General features: G+C 68.3%; 14 protein-coding genes and 2 pseudogenes. 8 read left to right on the top strand and 8 right to left on the bottom strand.

The annotated features are described in order from the left end of the window. From ABZ471_RS43840 to ABZ471_RS43830, 3 genes and pseudogenes are all read right to left on the bottom strand, one after another. Positions 1 to 525 (bottom strand): annotated as a pseudogene (locus ABZ471_RS43840) (transposase family protein); the annotation flags it as partial. A gap of 277 nt (positions 526 to 802) precedes the next feature. Further along, positions 803 to 1,573 carry an ABC transporter permease gene (locus ABZ471_RS43835; RefSeq protein WP_359074753.1) on the bottom strand — a complete coding sequence of 257 codons (771 nt, stop codon included), beginning with the start codon at positions 1,571 to 1,573 and terminating at the stop codon, positions 803 to 805. Next, positions 1,570 to 2,175 carry an ABC transporter ATP-binding protein gene (locus tag ABZ471_RS43830; RefSeq protein ID WP_359074752.1) on the bottom strand — a complete coding sequence of 202 codons (606 nt, stop codon included), beginning with the start codon at positions 2,173 to 2,175 and terminating at the stop codon, positions 1,570 to 1,572. Before ABZ471_RS43830 ends, ABZ471_RS43835 begins: the two co-directional genes overlap by 4 nt. A 433-nt stretch (positions 2,176 to 2,608) precedes the next feature. Between ABZ471_RS43830 and ABZ471_RS43825 the strand changes: the two genes are divergently transcribed. The 5 genes from ABZ471_RS43825 to ABZ471_RS43805 all read left to right on the top strand — a co-directional run bounded on the left by ABZ471_RS43825 (position 2,609) and on the right by ABZ471_RS43805 (position 7,279). After that, on the top strand, positions 2,609 to 3,679 hold the full coding sequence (locus ABZ471_RS43825) for a polyprenyl synthetase family protein (RefSeq protein WP_359074751.1): 1,071 nt from the start codon (positions 2,609 to 2,611) through the stop codon (positions 3,677 to 3,679). Continuing rightward, on the top strand, positions 3,673 to 4,188 hold the full coding sequence (locus ABZ471_RS43820; protein WP_359074750.1) for an NUDIX domain-containing protein: 516 nt from the start codon (positions 3,673 to 3,675) through the stop codon (positions 4,186 to 4,188). The genes ABZ471_RS43825 and ABZ471_RS43820 overlap by 7 nt, the downstream gene beginning before the upstream one ends. Continuing rightward, on the top strand, positions 4,185 to 4,595 hold the full coding sequence (locus tag ABZ471_RS43815; RefSeq protein ID WP_359074749.1) for a hypothetical protein: 411 nt from the start codon (positions 4,185 to 4,187) through the stop codon (positions 4,593 to 4,595). Before ABZ471_RS43820 ends, ABZ471_RS43815 begins: the two co-directional genes overlap by 4 nt. Next, positions 4,592 to 5,701, top strand: coding sequence for an NAD(P)-dependent alcohol dehydrogenase (locus ABZ471_RS43810; RefSeq protein ID WP_359074748.1), 1,110 nt, complete (start codon positions 4,592 to 4,594; stop codon positions 5,699 to 5,701). Before ABZ471_RS43815 ends, ABZ471_RS43810 begins: the two co-directional genes overlap by 4 nt. Positions 5,702 to 5,767: 66 nt before the next feature. Continuing rightward, on the top strand, positions 5,768 to 7,279 hold the full coding sequence (locus tag ABZ471_RS43805) for an aldehyde dehydrogenase family protein (protein WP_359074747.1): 1,512 nt from the start codon (positions 5,768 to 5,770) through the stop codon (positions 7,277 to 7,279). Here the strand turns inward: ABZ471_RS43805 and ABZ471_RS43800 are convergent. Beyond that, positions 7,246 to 8,358, bottom strand: a complete 1,113-nt coding sequence (locus tag ABZ471_RS43800; protein WP_359074746.1) for a hypothetical protein — start codon at positions 8,356 to 8,358, stop codon at positions 7,246 to 7,248. The genes ABZ471_RS43805 and ABZ471_RS43800 overlap by 34 nt on opposite strands. Positions 8,359 to 8,526: 168 nt before the next feature. On the opposite strand from ABZ471_RS43800, the pseudogene ABZ471_RS43795 reads away from it, so the two are divergent. Beyond that, positions 8,527 to 8,704, top strand: a pseudogene (locus tag ABZ471_RS43795) (transposase); the annotation flags it as partial. 490 nt (positions 8,705 to 9,194) lie between these two features. Here the strand turns inward: ABZ471_RS43795 and ABZ471_RS43790 are convergent. Beyond that, complete coding sequence (locus ABZ471_RS43790; protein WP_359074745.1) at positions 9,195 to 10,310, bottom strand: agmatinase family protein; 1,116 nt, start codon at positions 10,308 to 10,310, stop codon at positions 9,195 to 9,197. A 573-nt stretch (positions 10,311 to 10,883) separates the two neighbouring features. Beyond that, a complete protein-coding gene (locus tag ABZ471_RS43785) occupies positions 10,884 to 11,087 on the bottom strand; it encodes a hypothetical protein (protein WP_359074744.1) in 204 nt (67 codons plus the stop codon). 55 nt (positions 11,088 to 11,142) lie between these two features. On the opposite strand from ABZ471_RS43785, the gene ABZ471_RS43780 reads away from it, so the two are divergent. Further along, complete coding sequence (locus ABZ471_RS43780) at positions 11,143 to 11,373, top strand: hypothetical protein (RefSeq protein WP_359074743.1); 231 nt, start codon at positions 11,143 to 11,145, stop codon at positions 11,371 to 11,373. Positions 11,374 to 11,587: 214 nt separating this feature from the next. Here the strand turns inward: ABZ471_RS43780 and ABZ471_RS43775 are convergent, their stop codons facing one another. Next, positions 11,588 to 12,586, bottom strand: a complete 999-nt coding sequence (locus tag ABZ471_RS43775) for a DUF1259 domain-containing protein (protein WP_359074742.1) — start codon at positions 12,584 to 12,586, stop codon at positions 11,588 to 11,590. Between the two features lie 613 nt (positions 12,587 to 13,199). Further along, complete coding sequence (locus ABZ471_RS43770) at positions 13,200 to 13,499, bottom strand: transposase (protein WP_359074741.1); 300 nt, start codon at positions 13,497 to 13,499, stop codon at positions 13,200 to 13,202. Positions 13,500 to 14,049: 550 nt separating this feature from the next. Here ABZ471_RS43770 and ABZ471_RS43765 point away from each other — a divergent pair. After that, on the top strand, positions 14,050 to 15,186 hold the full coding sequence (locus tag ABZ471_RS43765) for an NAD(P)/FAD-dependent oxidoreductase (RefSeq protein WP_359074740.1): 1,137 nt from the start codon (positions 14,050 to 14,052) through the stop codon (positions 15,184 to 15,186). Positions 15,187 to 15,277: the final 91 nt, after the last annotated feature.

Genomic DNA, 15,277 nt, shown 5'->3' with positions numbered 1-15,277 from the left:
GTCAGCCAGGGGCCACCGCCCTGGTAGGCGAGATCGGCCAGGATAGGGACGCCCTGGCGCTCGCAGATGCGGATGATCCGGTGGGTGCGGGCGGCGGTCAGGTCGTGGGAGCGGCCCGGCAGCGCGGGCGAGAGCCACAGCAGCCGGCCGTCCGGATCGGTGACTACCTGCACGTTCACCCCGTGCCGGCGGTGCTTGTGGGAGTAGTCGGCCCGTCGACCCGGTCGCACTCGGCGAGCGTGCCGTCCAGGAGGACGAAGTCCGGCTCCTGCTCGCGTAGGACCTTCAGCAGGCCCGGTGCACGGTCGGCGAGGAGGTCGATGACCGCGCTGATGTAGGCGTGGGCGGTGGCTCGCTGATCCCGAACCCGGCAGCGACCTTCGCCAGGGTGGTGTGCTCGCGCAGGTACACCAGTGCCACTATCGCGCGCTGGGACGGACTGAGCTTGCAGCGGCGGTCACCCTCACGGGTGACAGGCGGTAGCCGGTGTGGACGTGTGCGTCGGCGCGGACCTTGCCGGCCCAGTTGGCGGCGCGCAGGGCGAGTTCGGCGAGGCATACGACGTGCGCGTCCTGGTACTGCGGGCGCGGTCCATGACGGCCGCGTGCTCGGCCGTCAGTTCCTCGGTGGCGTACACGGCGATGGCTTCGGCGCCGTGGCGGCGGGTGATGCGCCCGAAGACGCTGTCCGTTTCGAGGACTTCACCACCCAGCTGCCGGGCTGGACGGCCGGTGGAACACCGAACACCCACCCACGCCATGGCGGACCGTCACCATGGACAGGCGGCAGTCCTGAAGCGGCGTCACTGCTTTTCGGGCAGGGCGTTGCGCGTGCGGCGTTGGAAGGCGAGCAGGCAGACGAGGGCGGCCCCGGTGAACCACGCAAGCTGGATGGCCAGGTCCTGGGACGGGACAGAGGTGGAGAATCCGGCCGCGGTGCTGGCTTGCATGGCTCCGTAGGAGGGCAGGTAGCGCGCCACCGGGGTGTTGGCTCCGGAGCTCATAATGGGGTTTTGCAGCGCGAGGTCGATGATGCTGGTCATCACGATGGCGAACATGCCCTCGACCTCGCGGTGTATCACGGATCCGAGTGCGACGCCCAGGACGCCGTAGGTCATGGCGGCACAGAACAATGCGGTGGCGAGCAGGAGGGGCTGTTCGGGCGTCCAGGTCAGGCAGGTGACCGCGGTGGCGTAGGCGGCTGTCGCTGAGGAGGCGAGGGCGAGGGCGGAGACCTTGGCGAGGACGAGGTGGGTACGGGGGTAGCCGGCCAAGGCAAGACGCCGGTCGAAGCCGGTGCCGGCGAACGTCGCGGCGAACATCAGGAATCCGGTGATCAGGGTAACCGCGTTGAGGGCGCCGCTGATTCCGGTGAGCTCGTCGCCCCGGGGGGTCAGCCACTGGCCGGTGGCCCGTAGGCGCACCTGTGCCGGGGTGTCGGGCATCGCCAGGTAGGTCAGGGTGGTCCAGGTGGGGAGGAACAGGGCGACCAGCACCATGGCGAACCGGTTACGGGCATGCTCGATCAGGGCGTACCGAGTGGCGGTGGCGAACAGGACCAGGTGATTCCTCACCCCGCACCCGCACCCTGCTGACGCAGCACCCCGCCCTCCAGACTCCACAGCTCATCCAGGCGCTCGGTGTCGTAGGCCAGATGCGAGACGATCAGAACGGAACGTCCGGAATCGCGCAGCCGGCCGGCGAGGTCCCAGAACCGCTGGTATGTGTCCCAGTCGAAGCCCTGGTACGGCTCGTCCAGCAACAGCACCTTCGGAGCGTGCATGAGGGCCAGTGTCAGGTTCAGTTTCTGCCGGGTCCCGCCGCTGAGCACCCCGGCTCGTTCGTCGGCGTACGAAGTCAGTCCCAGGAGGTCCATGAGCTCCTCCGCGTAGCGCACGTCGGAAAGACGGAAGGCCGACTGGAAGAATCTGAGGTGTTGGCGGATGGTCAGGGCGTCATTGAGCACGGCGTGCTGCGGGCAGTAGCCGAAACGACCGCTGTGGCGGACCGTGCCATGTCTGGGGCGCAGCTCACCGGCGAGGATCTTCAGCAGGGTGGACTTGCCTGCTCCGTTTTCCCCGACGACTCCGGTGAGTACTCCGTCCCGCAGTCGCATGTCGACACCTCGCAGGACCACACGCCGACCGTAGGAATGAAGCACATCCTTGACCTCCACCCGAACGCCTCCCCTGCGGATCTGGGCGGCAGTGGCCCGCTTCCAGGGACGCATCCGCTGTCTCGACCTTCCCACCAGGCCATGGACGACACGTCAGCCGACCCCGCGCGTGGAGGTGTCCACCCCGCGCGTGCCGACGTGCACACTGCTACCGGCAACACCCCCGGCGCACTGTTCGTCCTCGTCAACGGGCGGAGTGAGCGCAACCGCGTTTCATCGCCTCCGTCAAGGGGGCGCGCGGTGAAGGGCGTCTTGATTGCGAGCCGCATCCTCACGCCGGCGCACTTCGGTTGATTATCTGTTTGTTCGGCCTTTTCGTTTGTGATGCGGCCTGTCGCCGCATGCCATAGGACGGATCACCCCGGCTGCAGGGCTCCCCGGGCCGTGGTCGCTTTCTCACTCGATCCTGCCCGGTCTCGATCAGCGGAGTGACATGACTGCACCGACCACGCCTTCACGGCAGTTCGACGTCCTCGAGACCCGGCGCGCGGTGGAAACCGCCCTTTTCGGCTTCCTCGCCGACAAGGCGCACGGTCCCGACGGCCCGGTCATCGACACCCTGCTCGATGTGCTGCGGCATTTCCTGGACGGGCGTGGCAAGCGAGTCCGGCCGTTGTACTGCTGTCTGGGCTGGTGCGCGGTCGTCAACGCTCCACTGAGCGACGAGGCGATGCGGGCGGCCGCGGGGCTGGAGCTGTTCCACACGTTCGCTCTCGTGCACGACGATCTGATCGACAGATCCGACAGCCGGCACAACCGCCCCACCGCGCACCACACGTTCGCAGCGCGCCGTTCCCACACGCGTGCCGCGTGGTTCGGGGAGAGCGCGGCCGTCCTGCTGGGCGACCTGTGTGAGGTGTGGTCCGCCGAACTCCTGGGTGACCTGGGCGACGGGCCGGGACAGGCGGTGGCCCGGGAGATCGTGGACCGTATGCGTGGCGAACTGGTCATCGGGCAATACCTCGACCTGCTCGCCTCGGGAGACGGCTGCGGCAGCGTGGAGGACGCGCTGCGGGTGATCCACTACAAGACCACGAAGTACACCGTGGAGCGCCCCATGCAGATCGGTGCCGCGCTGGCGGGCGGGGGCCGCAACGTCCTTGAGGCGTGTGCCGCCTACGCCCGGCCGCTGGGAGAGGCCTTCCAGATGTACGACGATCTGGAGGACGTGGTCGTGGACGATGACAAGCCGGGCACCGACGGCAGCGACCTTCGTGAGGGCAAACGCACCGTGGTGCTGGCACTGGCGATGGAGCATGCCCGGCCCGAACAGGCGGAACGCTTGCGCAGGCTCGTCGGGGACCCGGCCCTGGGGCCGGAGGGCCTGGCGGAGGCACGTGATGTGATCGCTGCGACCGGAGCGCCGGGCATGGTCCGGCAGATGGTGGTGGAACGCCGCCAGGAAGCTCTCGCCATCCTTGACCAGGCGCCCTTCCACCCCGCAGCCAAGGACGCCCTGAGGAACCTGACGGACCTTGCCGTGCCTGGAGTCAGGAGTTGGTAGCTCCACCGGTGGCGGACCCGGGCGAGGAGGTGGAGCACGTCGATGCCCACGACCGTGTCCTGCGGATCGTGCAGCGCGACGACGCAGTGCGCGAGGGCTGGCTGCACCGCGTGGCCGGCGTGGTGTGCCGGGACACCGAGGGGCGCGTGCTGGTCAACCGACGGTCGATGGACGTGCCCTGGTTCGCCGGCAAGTACGCCCCGATCATCGCCGGCGCGGTCCGGCCGGGAGAGAGCTACGAGCAGGCCGCGGGCCGTGAGCTGCGCGAAGAACTCGGCGTCCACGCGGAGGTACGGCACCTGTTCAAATTCATCTGCCCCGGAGCCCTCGGCCCGTACTGGTTCGGGATCCATGAGGCGGTATTGACCGACGTCGTCATGCCGGACGTGCGCGAGATCGCCTGGTCCGGCTGGCTCACCCTTTCCGAGTTCCGCAGCGCTGCGGCCGGCTGGCCGCTCGTGCCCGACGCCGGGGAGGCATTCGAGCGGTACCTCAGGAGGTGTCAGTGAAGCCGTACTTCGACGATGCGAGCGAGGTCTACCAATACCTGGGCGGGGTCTTCCGTGTGGCGGACGCCCACCCGGACGTAGGGCCCCGGCTGCGGGCCTCCGGCCTCACCTTCCGGATCGACTACACACGGCCGGCCGCAATCTTGACGGTCCGGATGCGGCCCGAGGGGATCGAGGTCATCGAAGGCGCGACGGACGTACGCCCGGACGTACGGCTCGCCATGTCCGCGGACCACGGCGACCGCTTCTGGCGCGGCGAGTACAACGCGGCGGTCGGCCTCGCCACGGGGGAGGTACGTGCCCGCGGGCCCGTGAGCAAGCTCCTCAGCCTCCTGCCGCTGGCCAAACCGGTCTTCCCGCTCTACCAGGAGATGATCGCCGCCAAGGATCGGAAGAGCGGACCATGAAGGCGACCGTGGCGCTCCAGCATGCGCCGGGCAGCCGGTTCTCCCTCGAACCCGTGGAACTCAGCCGGCCGGCCGCGGACGAGGTCCTGGTCCGGATGGCCGGGGTGGGCGTCTGCCATACCGACTGGACGGCAGCGGCCGGCACGGTGCCGCTGCCCACGCCCTTCGTCCTCGGGCACGAAGGCGCCGGGACTGTCACCGCGGTGGGCCCGAGCGTGAGCTCCCTGGCCATCGGGGACCAGGTGGTCCTGAGCTTCGACGCCTGCCGGACCTGCCCGCAGTGTACGGCGGGCCATCCCGCCTACTGCGTCCTGTCCGCGGCCCTGAACTACAGCGGAACGCGACCGGACGGCACGACGACGATGAGTCGGCAGGGCCATCCTGTACACGGCAGTTGGTTCGGCCAGTCGTCCTTCGCCACGCACGCCGTCGCGAGCGCCCGCAACGCCGTCAAGATCCCGTCCCTCCCGGACGGCCTGTCCCTGGACATCCTCGGCCCCCTCGGCTGCGGCCTGCTGACCGGAGCAGGCACCGTCTTCCAGGTGCTGCGGCCACGGCCCGGACAGAGCATCGCGGTATTCGGTCTCGGTACGGTCGGACTGAGCACCGTGATGGCCGCCGCGGTGGCCGGATGCCATCCGCTCATCGGCATCGACCCCAACCCACTGCGCCGCCGCATCGCCGATGGCCTGGGCTGCACCCACACCCTCGACCCCGACGCGACGGACGACTTCGACTGGACCCTGGCCGAAATCACCGGTGCGGGAGCGGACTTCACCGTCGACACGGTCGGCTCCGGCACGGTCGTCCGGCAGGCGCTGCAAGCACTGCGAACCCCCGGGGTCTGCGCAACGCTCGGCCTGCAGTCCATGGAGAACAACGTCACCATCGACCAGGGCCACCTCCTGATGGGCCGGACCCTGACCGGGGTGATCGAGGGGGACGCGGACCCACGCACCCTTGTCCCGCGCCTCATCGATCTGTGGCAGCAGGGGCGCTTCCCCTTCGACCGGCTCGTCCGGCGGTATCCCTTCCACCGCATCGAGGACGCCGTGGAGGCAGGCCGCACCGGCACAGTCGTCAAGCCCGTGCTCGTCTTCGACTGACGCCACGGGCCGCTTCCCGATTCCGCCTCCGACCCCGACCCCGACCCCGACAGGAGGGGCTCCCCCATGCAAGCAGTCCCCCACGCCCTGATGCACATCGACGGCAAATGGATCGACAGCACCGCCCACTACGAAATCCGTAACCCGGCAACCGGCGAACTCGTGGCGACCCTCGCCAAGGGCAGCACTGAACACGCGGACCAGGCGGTCGCCGCCGCGAAAGCGGCGTTCGAGGAGGGGACGTGGCGTGACACACCTCCATCCGAGCGGGCGGCCGTCCTGCGCCGGGCCGCCGACCGCCTGGCGCAGCGCTCGAACGAATTGGTCCACCTGCAGGTCAACGAGAACGGCGCGCCGGTACGCCTCGCCGAGGCACTGCACATCGGGACCTCCCTCGCCCACCTCCGCTACCAGGCCGAAAGGGCGCAGAGATACGCCTTCGAGCGGCCGAGTGAAATGCTCGCGCCCGTCCTGGCGGCCGCGCTGGTCCGCCGTGAGCCCATCGGTGTCTGCGCCGCCATCGTGCCGTGGAACTTTCCCCTCGTGCACGCTGCCTGGAAGATCGCCCCGGCGCTGGCCGCCGGCAACACCGTCGTGATCAAACCCGACGAGCGTGCCCCGCTCACCGTGGTGGAGATCGTCCGCGAGTTCGAAGCGGCAGGCCTCCCACCGGGCGTCCTCAACCTCGTCACCGGCGACGGCCCCGAGGTCGGGGGGCGGCTCGTCGAACACCCGCACGTCCGCAAGATCAGTTTCACCGGCTCGACCCGGGTCGGCCACGACGTGCTGCGCCGCGCCTCGGGCGACTTCAGGCACCTCACCCTCGAGCTCGGAGGGAAGTCGGCCAATATCGTCCTCGCGGATGCCGACGTGAAGACGGCTGTGGACGGCGCCCTGTTCGCCTGCATGGCCTACTCGGGACAGATCTGCGCGGCCGGGAGCCGGCTGCTTCTGCCGGACACCCTGCACGACGCGTTCGTGGAGCGGCTGATCGCCCGGGCCGAGACGCTCAGGATCTCCGACCCGCTGGACCCCCTGACCGATATCGGGCCGCTCATCTCGCGGGAGAAACGAGACCACGTCCTCGCCTGCGTATCGGAAGCCCGTGATCAAGGCGCCCGAATCGTCTGCGGCGGCGGCATCCCGTCCGGGGCACGGTTCACCCGCGGGCACTGGGTGGAGCCGACCATCATCACCGACGTCACACCCGACATGAGGATCGCCCGCGAGGAGGTCTTCGGTCCGGTCCTGGCTGTCCTGCGGTACCGCACGGTTGAGGAGGCCGTCGAGATCGCCAACGGCACGGAATACGGCCTGGCGGCAGGCGTATGGAGCCGCGACAACCAAGCGGCCCTCGACATCGCCGCACGCCTGGAAGCCGGGGCCGTGTGGATCAACGACTGGTACGCGCTCCCGCCGCACTTTCCCCTGGGCGGCTGCAAGCAGAGCGGGATCGGCCGCGAGAGCGGTGATCACGCCCTGGACGAGTACACCGAGGAAAAGGTCGTCTCCATCGACCTGTCCGGCGGTGTGGAGGGAAAGCTCTATTCGTTGGTTCTCGGCGCGGACTCCCCATGAGTCCGTCCGATCTGGTCCCACCACCAGGAGATGCTGGGGTAGCGAAGAGGACGGGTGTCGGTACTCGACGGAGAATCAGTCCAGCAAGTGGCCGACGCAAAGGCTTCATCCGCAGACGCCGCGACCGCGTGCGCCGCTGCATGACGCGGAGCCGTCAGCCCCCATTCCACGTGGCCGCTCAGAGCCTGACCCAATTGGACCAGCAGGTAGCGCAGCGGCCGCGGAGCGGATACCAACAGATCTTCCCTGAGCCGCAAGAACAACTGCATGACGCGGTCGCGCACCACCATCGTTTCGTCGACGGCCCGTTGGAGGGACAGACCGCGTGTCTCCTGCACAACATTGATCAGGTTCAGGTCATGAACGGATTCCTTGCGATAGGAGAACAGGTCGTTGTCGAGAGCGCCGACCATCGCGGCGCTCTCGAGGCAAGCCAGCACCGCCGGTGACTGCCAGGCATCGTCGGCAAGCGGCTCTGCGCCACACATTTCGATGATCACGACGGTGAGATGGCCCGCCACATCGTCGAGGCGGATGGACAGGTACTGGTCCTCGGTGAGTCCTCCCGGACGTTGAAGGGCGTTGATGCCACGGATGGCGCCCGCGAAACAACGCCTCATCTCATGGATCAGCCTGCCGACTCTGGCCGGTGAACTCTCGGCCCTCATCCGGCGCATCACATCGACGAGGGCCAGGGTGTAGGGGTCGTCCGCGGCGCTCGCCCGGAAGCCGGGCGATTCCATCACCCGCATGACCCTACCCGCCTGTTCGATGATCCCGGACAGCCCACTCGCCGGGTGCGAAGTGTCGAAGAGCAGGTCCTCCGCGAGCAGCACCAGGTTGGCAAAGCAGGTCAGCGTAAGAAAAACCTCTTCGTTTTCCACCTGAGGAACCATCAGGCCCAACAGCCGGTGAACCTGGGCGTCGTGAATCCGGTCGCGTGTTTCAGGGGCGCCACAAAGCCCGTGAGAGGCCATCCATTCCAGGGCGTGAGCGCCCGCGACTTCGGTGAGCGGGCTGCACGCCGCCGGCAGCGGGCAGTAGAAGGGAGGCAGGGTGAATTCAGGAGAAGACGCCATGGAGTTCAGTCTCCATTGCCGTCGCGGACCTCGGCAGGGCGCATGGGCGCAGTAGGCCGTACAAACATCACAGGCGTGCTCCGACAGCCGGGCGTCTGCGGCCCGCGCGACGTTTCCCCTATGTCCTCACCGCTCCGCAGGACCTGGTGCCGCGCAGGACTGCCGAACACCATCACCGAGCGGGCCGGGAAAGCCACCCCGGACGGAATGCAGCACCTGCTCGGGCGGGCCCAGCGGGACGCCGATCAGGTCCGCGACGACCTGCGTGATTACGTCCTGGAGCATCTGGCAGACGACCAAGCGGTCCTGGTGGTCAGACGAGACCGGGGATGTGAAGAAGTGCACCGCCGGGGCCGGAGCCAAGGGGCACCCCTTCTACGAGGGACCGTGATCGACTTCGCCGGCCCCGGACCCGGTGGCCGCCGACCCCGCTCCGCCGCAACCCGCAGCACTGGCGAACTGCCAGTCGGCAAGGGGCCCGAGCGCCTGAGTCAACCAGCAGAGCGATCGGCAGCCGTCAGCGAGCGATCTGGGTGAGTCGCCACAGGCGGCGCGGCAGTCGAGCGCCTTTCCGTCATGCCTCCAGAAGGCCGCCACTTCACCGTGCCCGCCGCAGCCTTGCCCGTGTTCTTCGCAATGAGGGTCACCGGTTCCGCTTCTGGGTGACGCCGATGACGTAACCGTTGGGGTCGGTGAAGGGGCGGCCTCTTCGTCGCCACGGTCGGGATCCAGCTCATGCTCGGCGGAATCAAGACGTACTTTGGCATCGAATGAGGTCAGGGTCGGCGGGACGGGTCCCCTCGGCTTTCTTCGGCTCACCGTTCCCGCAGGCGGCGCTACGCGTCCTGCCCTGATGGCGGTCCGGAGACGGCCGGGTCCAGATAGGAGGGCCCGGGCAGCCCCTTGCGGCGCATGGCCATACCGGTCAGCGCCTCGAAGATGGCTCGGCGAGCGTTCATCGTTGTGGTGTAACCGGGATCTAGATCCGGGACGACCTCGACGACCTCCATGCCCACCACGGGCGTCTCGTGGCAGATCCGGCGGATGGCCGGCAGCAGCTCCCGGTTGGTCAGACCCGGCGGCTCGGGGGCGCCGGTGCCCGGGGCGAAGGCCGGGTCCAGCACGTCGATGTCCAGCGACAGGTACAGGTACTCCGGACCGTCCAGCGCCTCGGCGATGGCCTGCTGCAGGACGACATCGAATCCGCGGCGGTCGATCTCGGCCATGAAGTGCGTGCGCATCCCGTGCTCGCGCATCCAGCCGAACAGCTCGTCATCCGGTGCCATCGCGCTGCGCAGGCCGACCTGGAGGAAGTTGCGCCCCGGTACGTGCTCGTCCTCGATCAACCGACGAATGGGGGTGGCATGCGTGATCAGGTGGCCGAACATGTCGCTGTGGCAGTCCGGGTGTGCGTCGAAGTGGACGACTCCTACCTTGCCGGGCCCGTACACATCGGCCAGGGCCGCAGCGTCCGGCCAGAGGATCGAGTGGTCCCCGCCGAGCACGACCGGGATCGCGCCGGTCTCGGCGATCTCGCGGACCAGCGCACGGATCGGTTCCATGGAGTTGTCGATGCTGAAGGGGTCGACCGCGGCATCTCCATAGTCGGCCACCGTGAGCTCGTCGAACGGCCGGATGCGGGTGCTGGGGTTGACCAGCGTCTTCGGCGTGTTGGGCAGGATCCGTTCGTCGCCCCGCAGTGCACGTGGCCCGTAGGCCGCCCCTCGGTGCCCCAGGCCCATGTCCACCGGCGCCCCGAGGACTGCCACGTCGACCTGGCCGGCGCGCAGGTCGTCCTGGTTGAGGCACAGCGGCACCCCGAAGAACGTGGCGATGCCGGCATAGGTGGGGACGAAGGCGTACCGCTGCAGATTGATCGGCCCAGGTTCACGCCGTGGGTCGTGTGAGCGATCGAGTTCCATCTTCCAGACATCCGGGGGTATGCCTGCCACGGCTGGCTCCCTCGTGCTGGTTACGGACAGAGCTTCTGGCCCCGCTGGGACACACATCCAGGATGCGCGTCGATGAAGCCCCATGCCCGTTTTGCGCCCGATCGGGCAGGGCATTGCGCGCTGGCAGTCGCTCGCGAGCACAGCCGGCACCAAATCAGCACGGGAGTAAGCACCACACCGTCACCCCCAAATACCCCTCTCGAACGGCGCTCGTTCTGACTGATTCAAACGGCCCAGCCACCCTCGGTGACCGGGCATGGTGGCCGCACTCATAGGCGACCCCGCACTGCATTGCCTCACACATGTGCGCCTGACCTGCATGTTTCTACGGTGTGCCGACAAGTACCCGCCCTCACCGCACACGAGGAAGTGGCGCACATGGCCTCCCCGACCACCGCTCGCCCACCTTCCGCCAGGCTCCCCCGCATCGTCGCCGCCAGCCTCATCGGCACCACCATCGAGTGGTGCGACAACTCATTCGATCAGGGCTAGGACCTGCGGTTCTGCCTCGGTGGCGGCCTCCAAGTCAGCACGGAACCAGCACCGGAAGTCGACGGTGCTGGTTCCGTGCCCTCAGACCAGGTCCAGCAACTGTCCGCAGCCCCGCGTCCGACGCCGGACATCCTCACTCCGCGTGTCCTGGCCGCTGAGTGTGAGCATCATGACCGCCAGTTCCTCGTCGTCAAGCTGATCCTCGCAGTCCCGCGCCGCAACCGTCGCGCTGATGGGATCCTTGCCGGGTGAGCTCCGGCGCTGCTCGACGAGCAACTGGCGCACGGGCAGGCATCTTGGACCACACCTTCCGTTCGACGCCGAGGAGATCCAGGACGGTGTGCAGGGGAAGCAGGTCGGAAAGGCGCTGAACCAGGTCCGCCAACGGGCCCTTCTCCTCCGTCTCGTCCAGCAGCACGTCCGCGAGCCGGTAATCGGGCTGCGCATCCTGTACAACTACTGCCGAGTGAAGGCCTGCGAGGCCGGCCGGCGGACGCGGCTGCTGTGCGGCGGGCCCATCACGTTGACCGATCCCGGCGCGACGATGTGCTCCGGCGTCAGCCGGGGGTAGTCATGGCCGATGATGGCGGCCTGGCTGAGTCGGTGGTCGGTGTCACCTGATTGACGGAGTCGAAGCAGGTGACCAGCCAGACGTGCGCATCACCGTAGGGAAACCGGACGCGTGCGGAGGGGAACGCGGTGCATTCGGCCCGCGAGCGCAGGGGCGAACTCCAGGGCTTCGCTGAAGTCGAACGGGCAGAAGACTGTCTCGTTGCCCGCGGTCGTCAACCCCCTGCTCCGGACATGGGTACTACATTGGTGGCGTCCACGGCCCGACGAATGTCCTTGGCGAGCGTGACGGCATCGCCGACGGCCCAGTAGTGAACGAAGAACAGACGGGGTTCGTCAGTGAGGTTGTGGTGGTGCACCTCGACGAGTTCGACGCCACCACGCCGCAGAGCCACGAGGACGGGCTGAACCTCCTTGGCGATCATGACCAGGTCACCGCTGAGGGCGGCCCTTCCGCCGCCGAGCGGCTGGAAGTTGACGGAGGTGGTGGCGCCCAGGCCCGGAGGCAGGATCAGCAGGCCGTCGGCGACGGTCTCGCGGCGGACATAGGTGCACTTGTAGATCTCGCCGTCGGCGAAGCCCTTGACGCCCATGGCGGCGTCGATCGCGGCGGTGTCCAGGTCGACGGGCGGCGAGGAGGCGGTGGGCTCTGCGGGCGGGGTGCCCGTGCAGTCGATTGCGGCACGCAGACCGCGGGCGACGGTGACCGGATCGTGGCCGTGGGCGTGCAGATGAACCCACCAGACATCAGGCTCGTGGGCGAGCAGGTGCTTGTGGATGGCGGTCTGCATGATCCCGTGTTTCTGCAGGACGTCACTGAAGTGCTGCAGTTCGCGCTCGGTGACCACGGCATCGCCCATCAAGAGCGTGCTGTGGTCTGTATACCGGACGAAGGACACGTGCGTGCCCAGGGCGAGCGCGGGGTTGATCCGGATGCCTCGGGAGAACACCGTCAGGTCCCGGCGCGGCAAGCCCGTGTGATACATGAACCGCTTCATGTCACCGGGTCGACCGAGAGCCTCGCTCACGTCCGCCCAGTCCGCCAGCTTGGTCATCACCGGTTCGACAAGGGCCCGGCCGTCCGATCCGGCGGACAGCGCGCGGGCCCCGGCCGGCACACCGGTGAGTACGGGCGCAAGGGCCGTCGCGGCCAGCACACGGCGCCGGGACGTCGTGAGTCGGGAGCGGATGTCCTGCTGTTGCTCGCTGGTCATGTCATATCCCTCCTGGCGCGATGGAAGCACGGGAGACCGCGTGGACCGCTGATCGGCACGGTCGCATCCCGCCGGTGGGCTAAATTGCTGCCACCCTTGGAACGCCGTCGAACGGGCGATCAACCACGACCCGCCCGCGGTAGGCCTGCATGGTGATGGGCCTGGAACGGCGAGCGCCGGATCCGGCTCTGCAAGCGCCCGCCTTGTCCGGGATCCGGAATACCTGGACGGGGCGAGCTCGCCTGGGATCTCTCGTCGATGGCCTCGAAGTCAGCACCGAACCAGCACCGGAACTGGACCTGATGACCGTGCTGGTTGAGGCAGCAGACGGGGGCTCGACGCAGGGCGATCGAGAGACAAGCAAAGCCCACAGCCCGTAGTCAACTTCCCGGCTCACAGGCGACGTACCAGAGGGCCGAGCGGGCTTGCTACACCGCGTGCTCTGTCGCTGCCCTTCCAACGGGCTGAGAGCATGCTCCCATCAAGCCACTCCACGGGGACGCCAGGGCCGGCGGGGCGGCACATCAAGGACAAGCCACCACGCGGGGCAGAGAAAAAGAGAGCCAACCCCGCCGGTCCTGCCGCTCTGGCACCACCCGGGTGCCGGTGTCCCCTACTTTGACATTGACGCGAAGTGAGCCGGGGCCCGCTTGAGGACCTCCACGTCTTCGCGCAGCCGGCGATTCTCCCGCCGCAACGCGGCCAGCTCTTCGCGTTCACTGCCGGTCAGGCCGTATCGCTCGCCCCCGTCGACCTCGGCCTGGCTGACCCACAGCCGCACCGCGGTCTCGGTCAGGTCGAAGTCCTTGGCCACCTGGCCGACCGGGCGGTCATCGCGCCCGCACAGCTCGACGATCTCAGCTTTGAACTCCGGCGTGAGCGAACGGCAAGGCCGAGGCTTCTTCGTCCCCATGCTCTCCATGATGGACATCCTTCCGGGGCAGAACCCCTGATCTCAGATGTCCGTCAAAGCGGACCAAGCCAGTCGTACAGATCATGTAATCGCCTCGCCTGCTGCCGCAGTTCGTCAAGCCCCATCCACGCCTCCCGCCGATCCGCATCGAAACGCACATGCTCCCAAGGGAGTGGCCGAGAAGATGAGCGCCAGATGAGTCGAATCGTCGGCTGTGACTCGCAGCGATAGATGGCCAGAGGCGGCAAGAAGGACGCTGACGAAAGGACCGCGCTCAGGGACGGTTGGCCATTTTTCCCGGCGGTAGTCGGCCATCGCGGTCTCGACTTCGTGGCGGAGGTGGGGCGAGGCGAGGACGCGAGCATGAGCACGATGGACCTGGACGCCGAGCTAAGCCCGGTTCCGGGTAGCAGTCGGGACTGATGTGCGGTGTCGGTCACCTGTCGGGGCTGTCGGTCGGATGTCGGTGGCGCGTCGGCGGGGTCTGGAACCTTCTTTTCAGACGGCCGGCCGAAGCTCACCGGGCGGCCCCGATCCCGAAGGAGCCACCATGCATACCCCTGTCACCATCATCGGCGCCGGACTCGGCGGACTCACGCTGGCCCGCGTCCTGTACGTCCACGGCATCCCGGTCACGGTCTACGAGGCCGAGTCCTCCCCTTCGGCCCGTATGCAGGGCGGGATGCTCGACATCCACGACTACAACGGGCAGCTCGCCCTCAAGGCGGCCGGCCTGATGGACGAGTTCCAGGCCATCGTCCTGGAGGGCCGCCAGGCGATGCGGGTCCTCGACCGGGACGGGACCGTCCTGCTCGACGAAGCTGACGACGGCACGGGCGGACGCCCCGAGGTGCAGCGCGCTGACCTGCGACAGATCCTGCTCAACTCCCTCCCGGCCGGCACCGTCCGGTGGGGGCACAAGGCCGGCAGCACCCGTGCCCTCTGCGAGGGTCGCCACGAGGTGACGTTCGCCGACGGCACCACCGTCGTCAGCGGCCTGCTGGTCGGCGCGGACGGCGCGTGGTCACGGGTGCGGCCGCTGCTCTCCGACGCCATACCCGAGTACGCCGGCACGTCGTTCGTCGAGACCTACCTGTTCGGCGCCGACACCCGGCACCCGGCCGCCGCGAAAGCGGTCGGCGGCGGGTCGATGATGGCGCCCTCGCCGGGCAAGGAGATCTTCGCCCACCGGGAGAGCGGCGACACCCTGCACACCTACGTGGCGCTGTCCAGGCCGCTGGACTGGTTCGCGGCCATCGACTTCACCGATGCCGCCGCGGCGACCGCGCGGATCGCGGCGGAGTTCGACGGCTGGGCGCCGGAGCTCACCGCGCTGATCACCGACGGCGACACCGCGCCGGTCCTGCGCCCCCACTACGCCATGCCGACCGGGCTCCGGTGGGACCGGGTGCCGGGGGTGACCCTGCTCGGCGACGCCGCCCACCTCACGGCCCCTAACGGCGAAGGCGCCAACCTGGCCATGCTCGACGGCGCCGAACTCGGCAAGGCCCTCGCCGCGCACCCCGACGACATCGAGGCCGCGCTCACCGAGTATGAGCAGGCCATGTTCCCTCGCAGCGCCGAGGCCGCCACTTTCGGAGGTGCCGAGGTCCACAAGCTCGACTCCGACGACAACACGGCCCACGGCATGATCAGCAAGTTCAAGGAGTACGAGCAGGGCCGATGAGCCGCTCAAGCCCCGAACCGGGGTTCTCCTTACCGCCCTCCCGGGCCGCCTGAGCGCCTGCCAGATCGTCAGAAGACGAAGGACTTCTGAC

Origin of the sequence: Streptomyces sp. NPDC005728, from assembly GCF_040630895.1 — a bacterium.
Lineage (GTDB): Bacteria > Actinomycetota > Actinomycetes > Streptomycetales > Streptomycetaceae > Streptomyces.
This window is presented reverse-complemented; position numbering and strand designations above follow the sequence as displayed.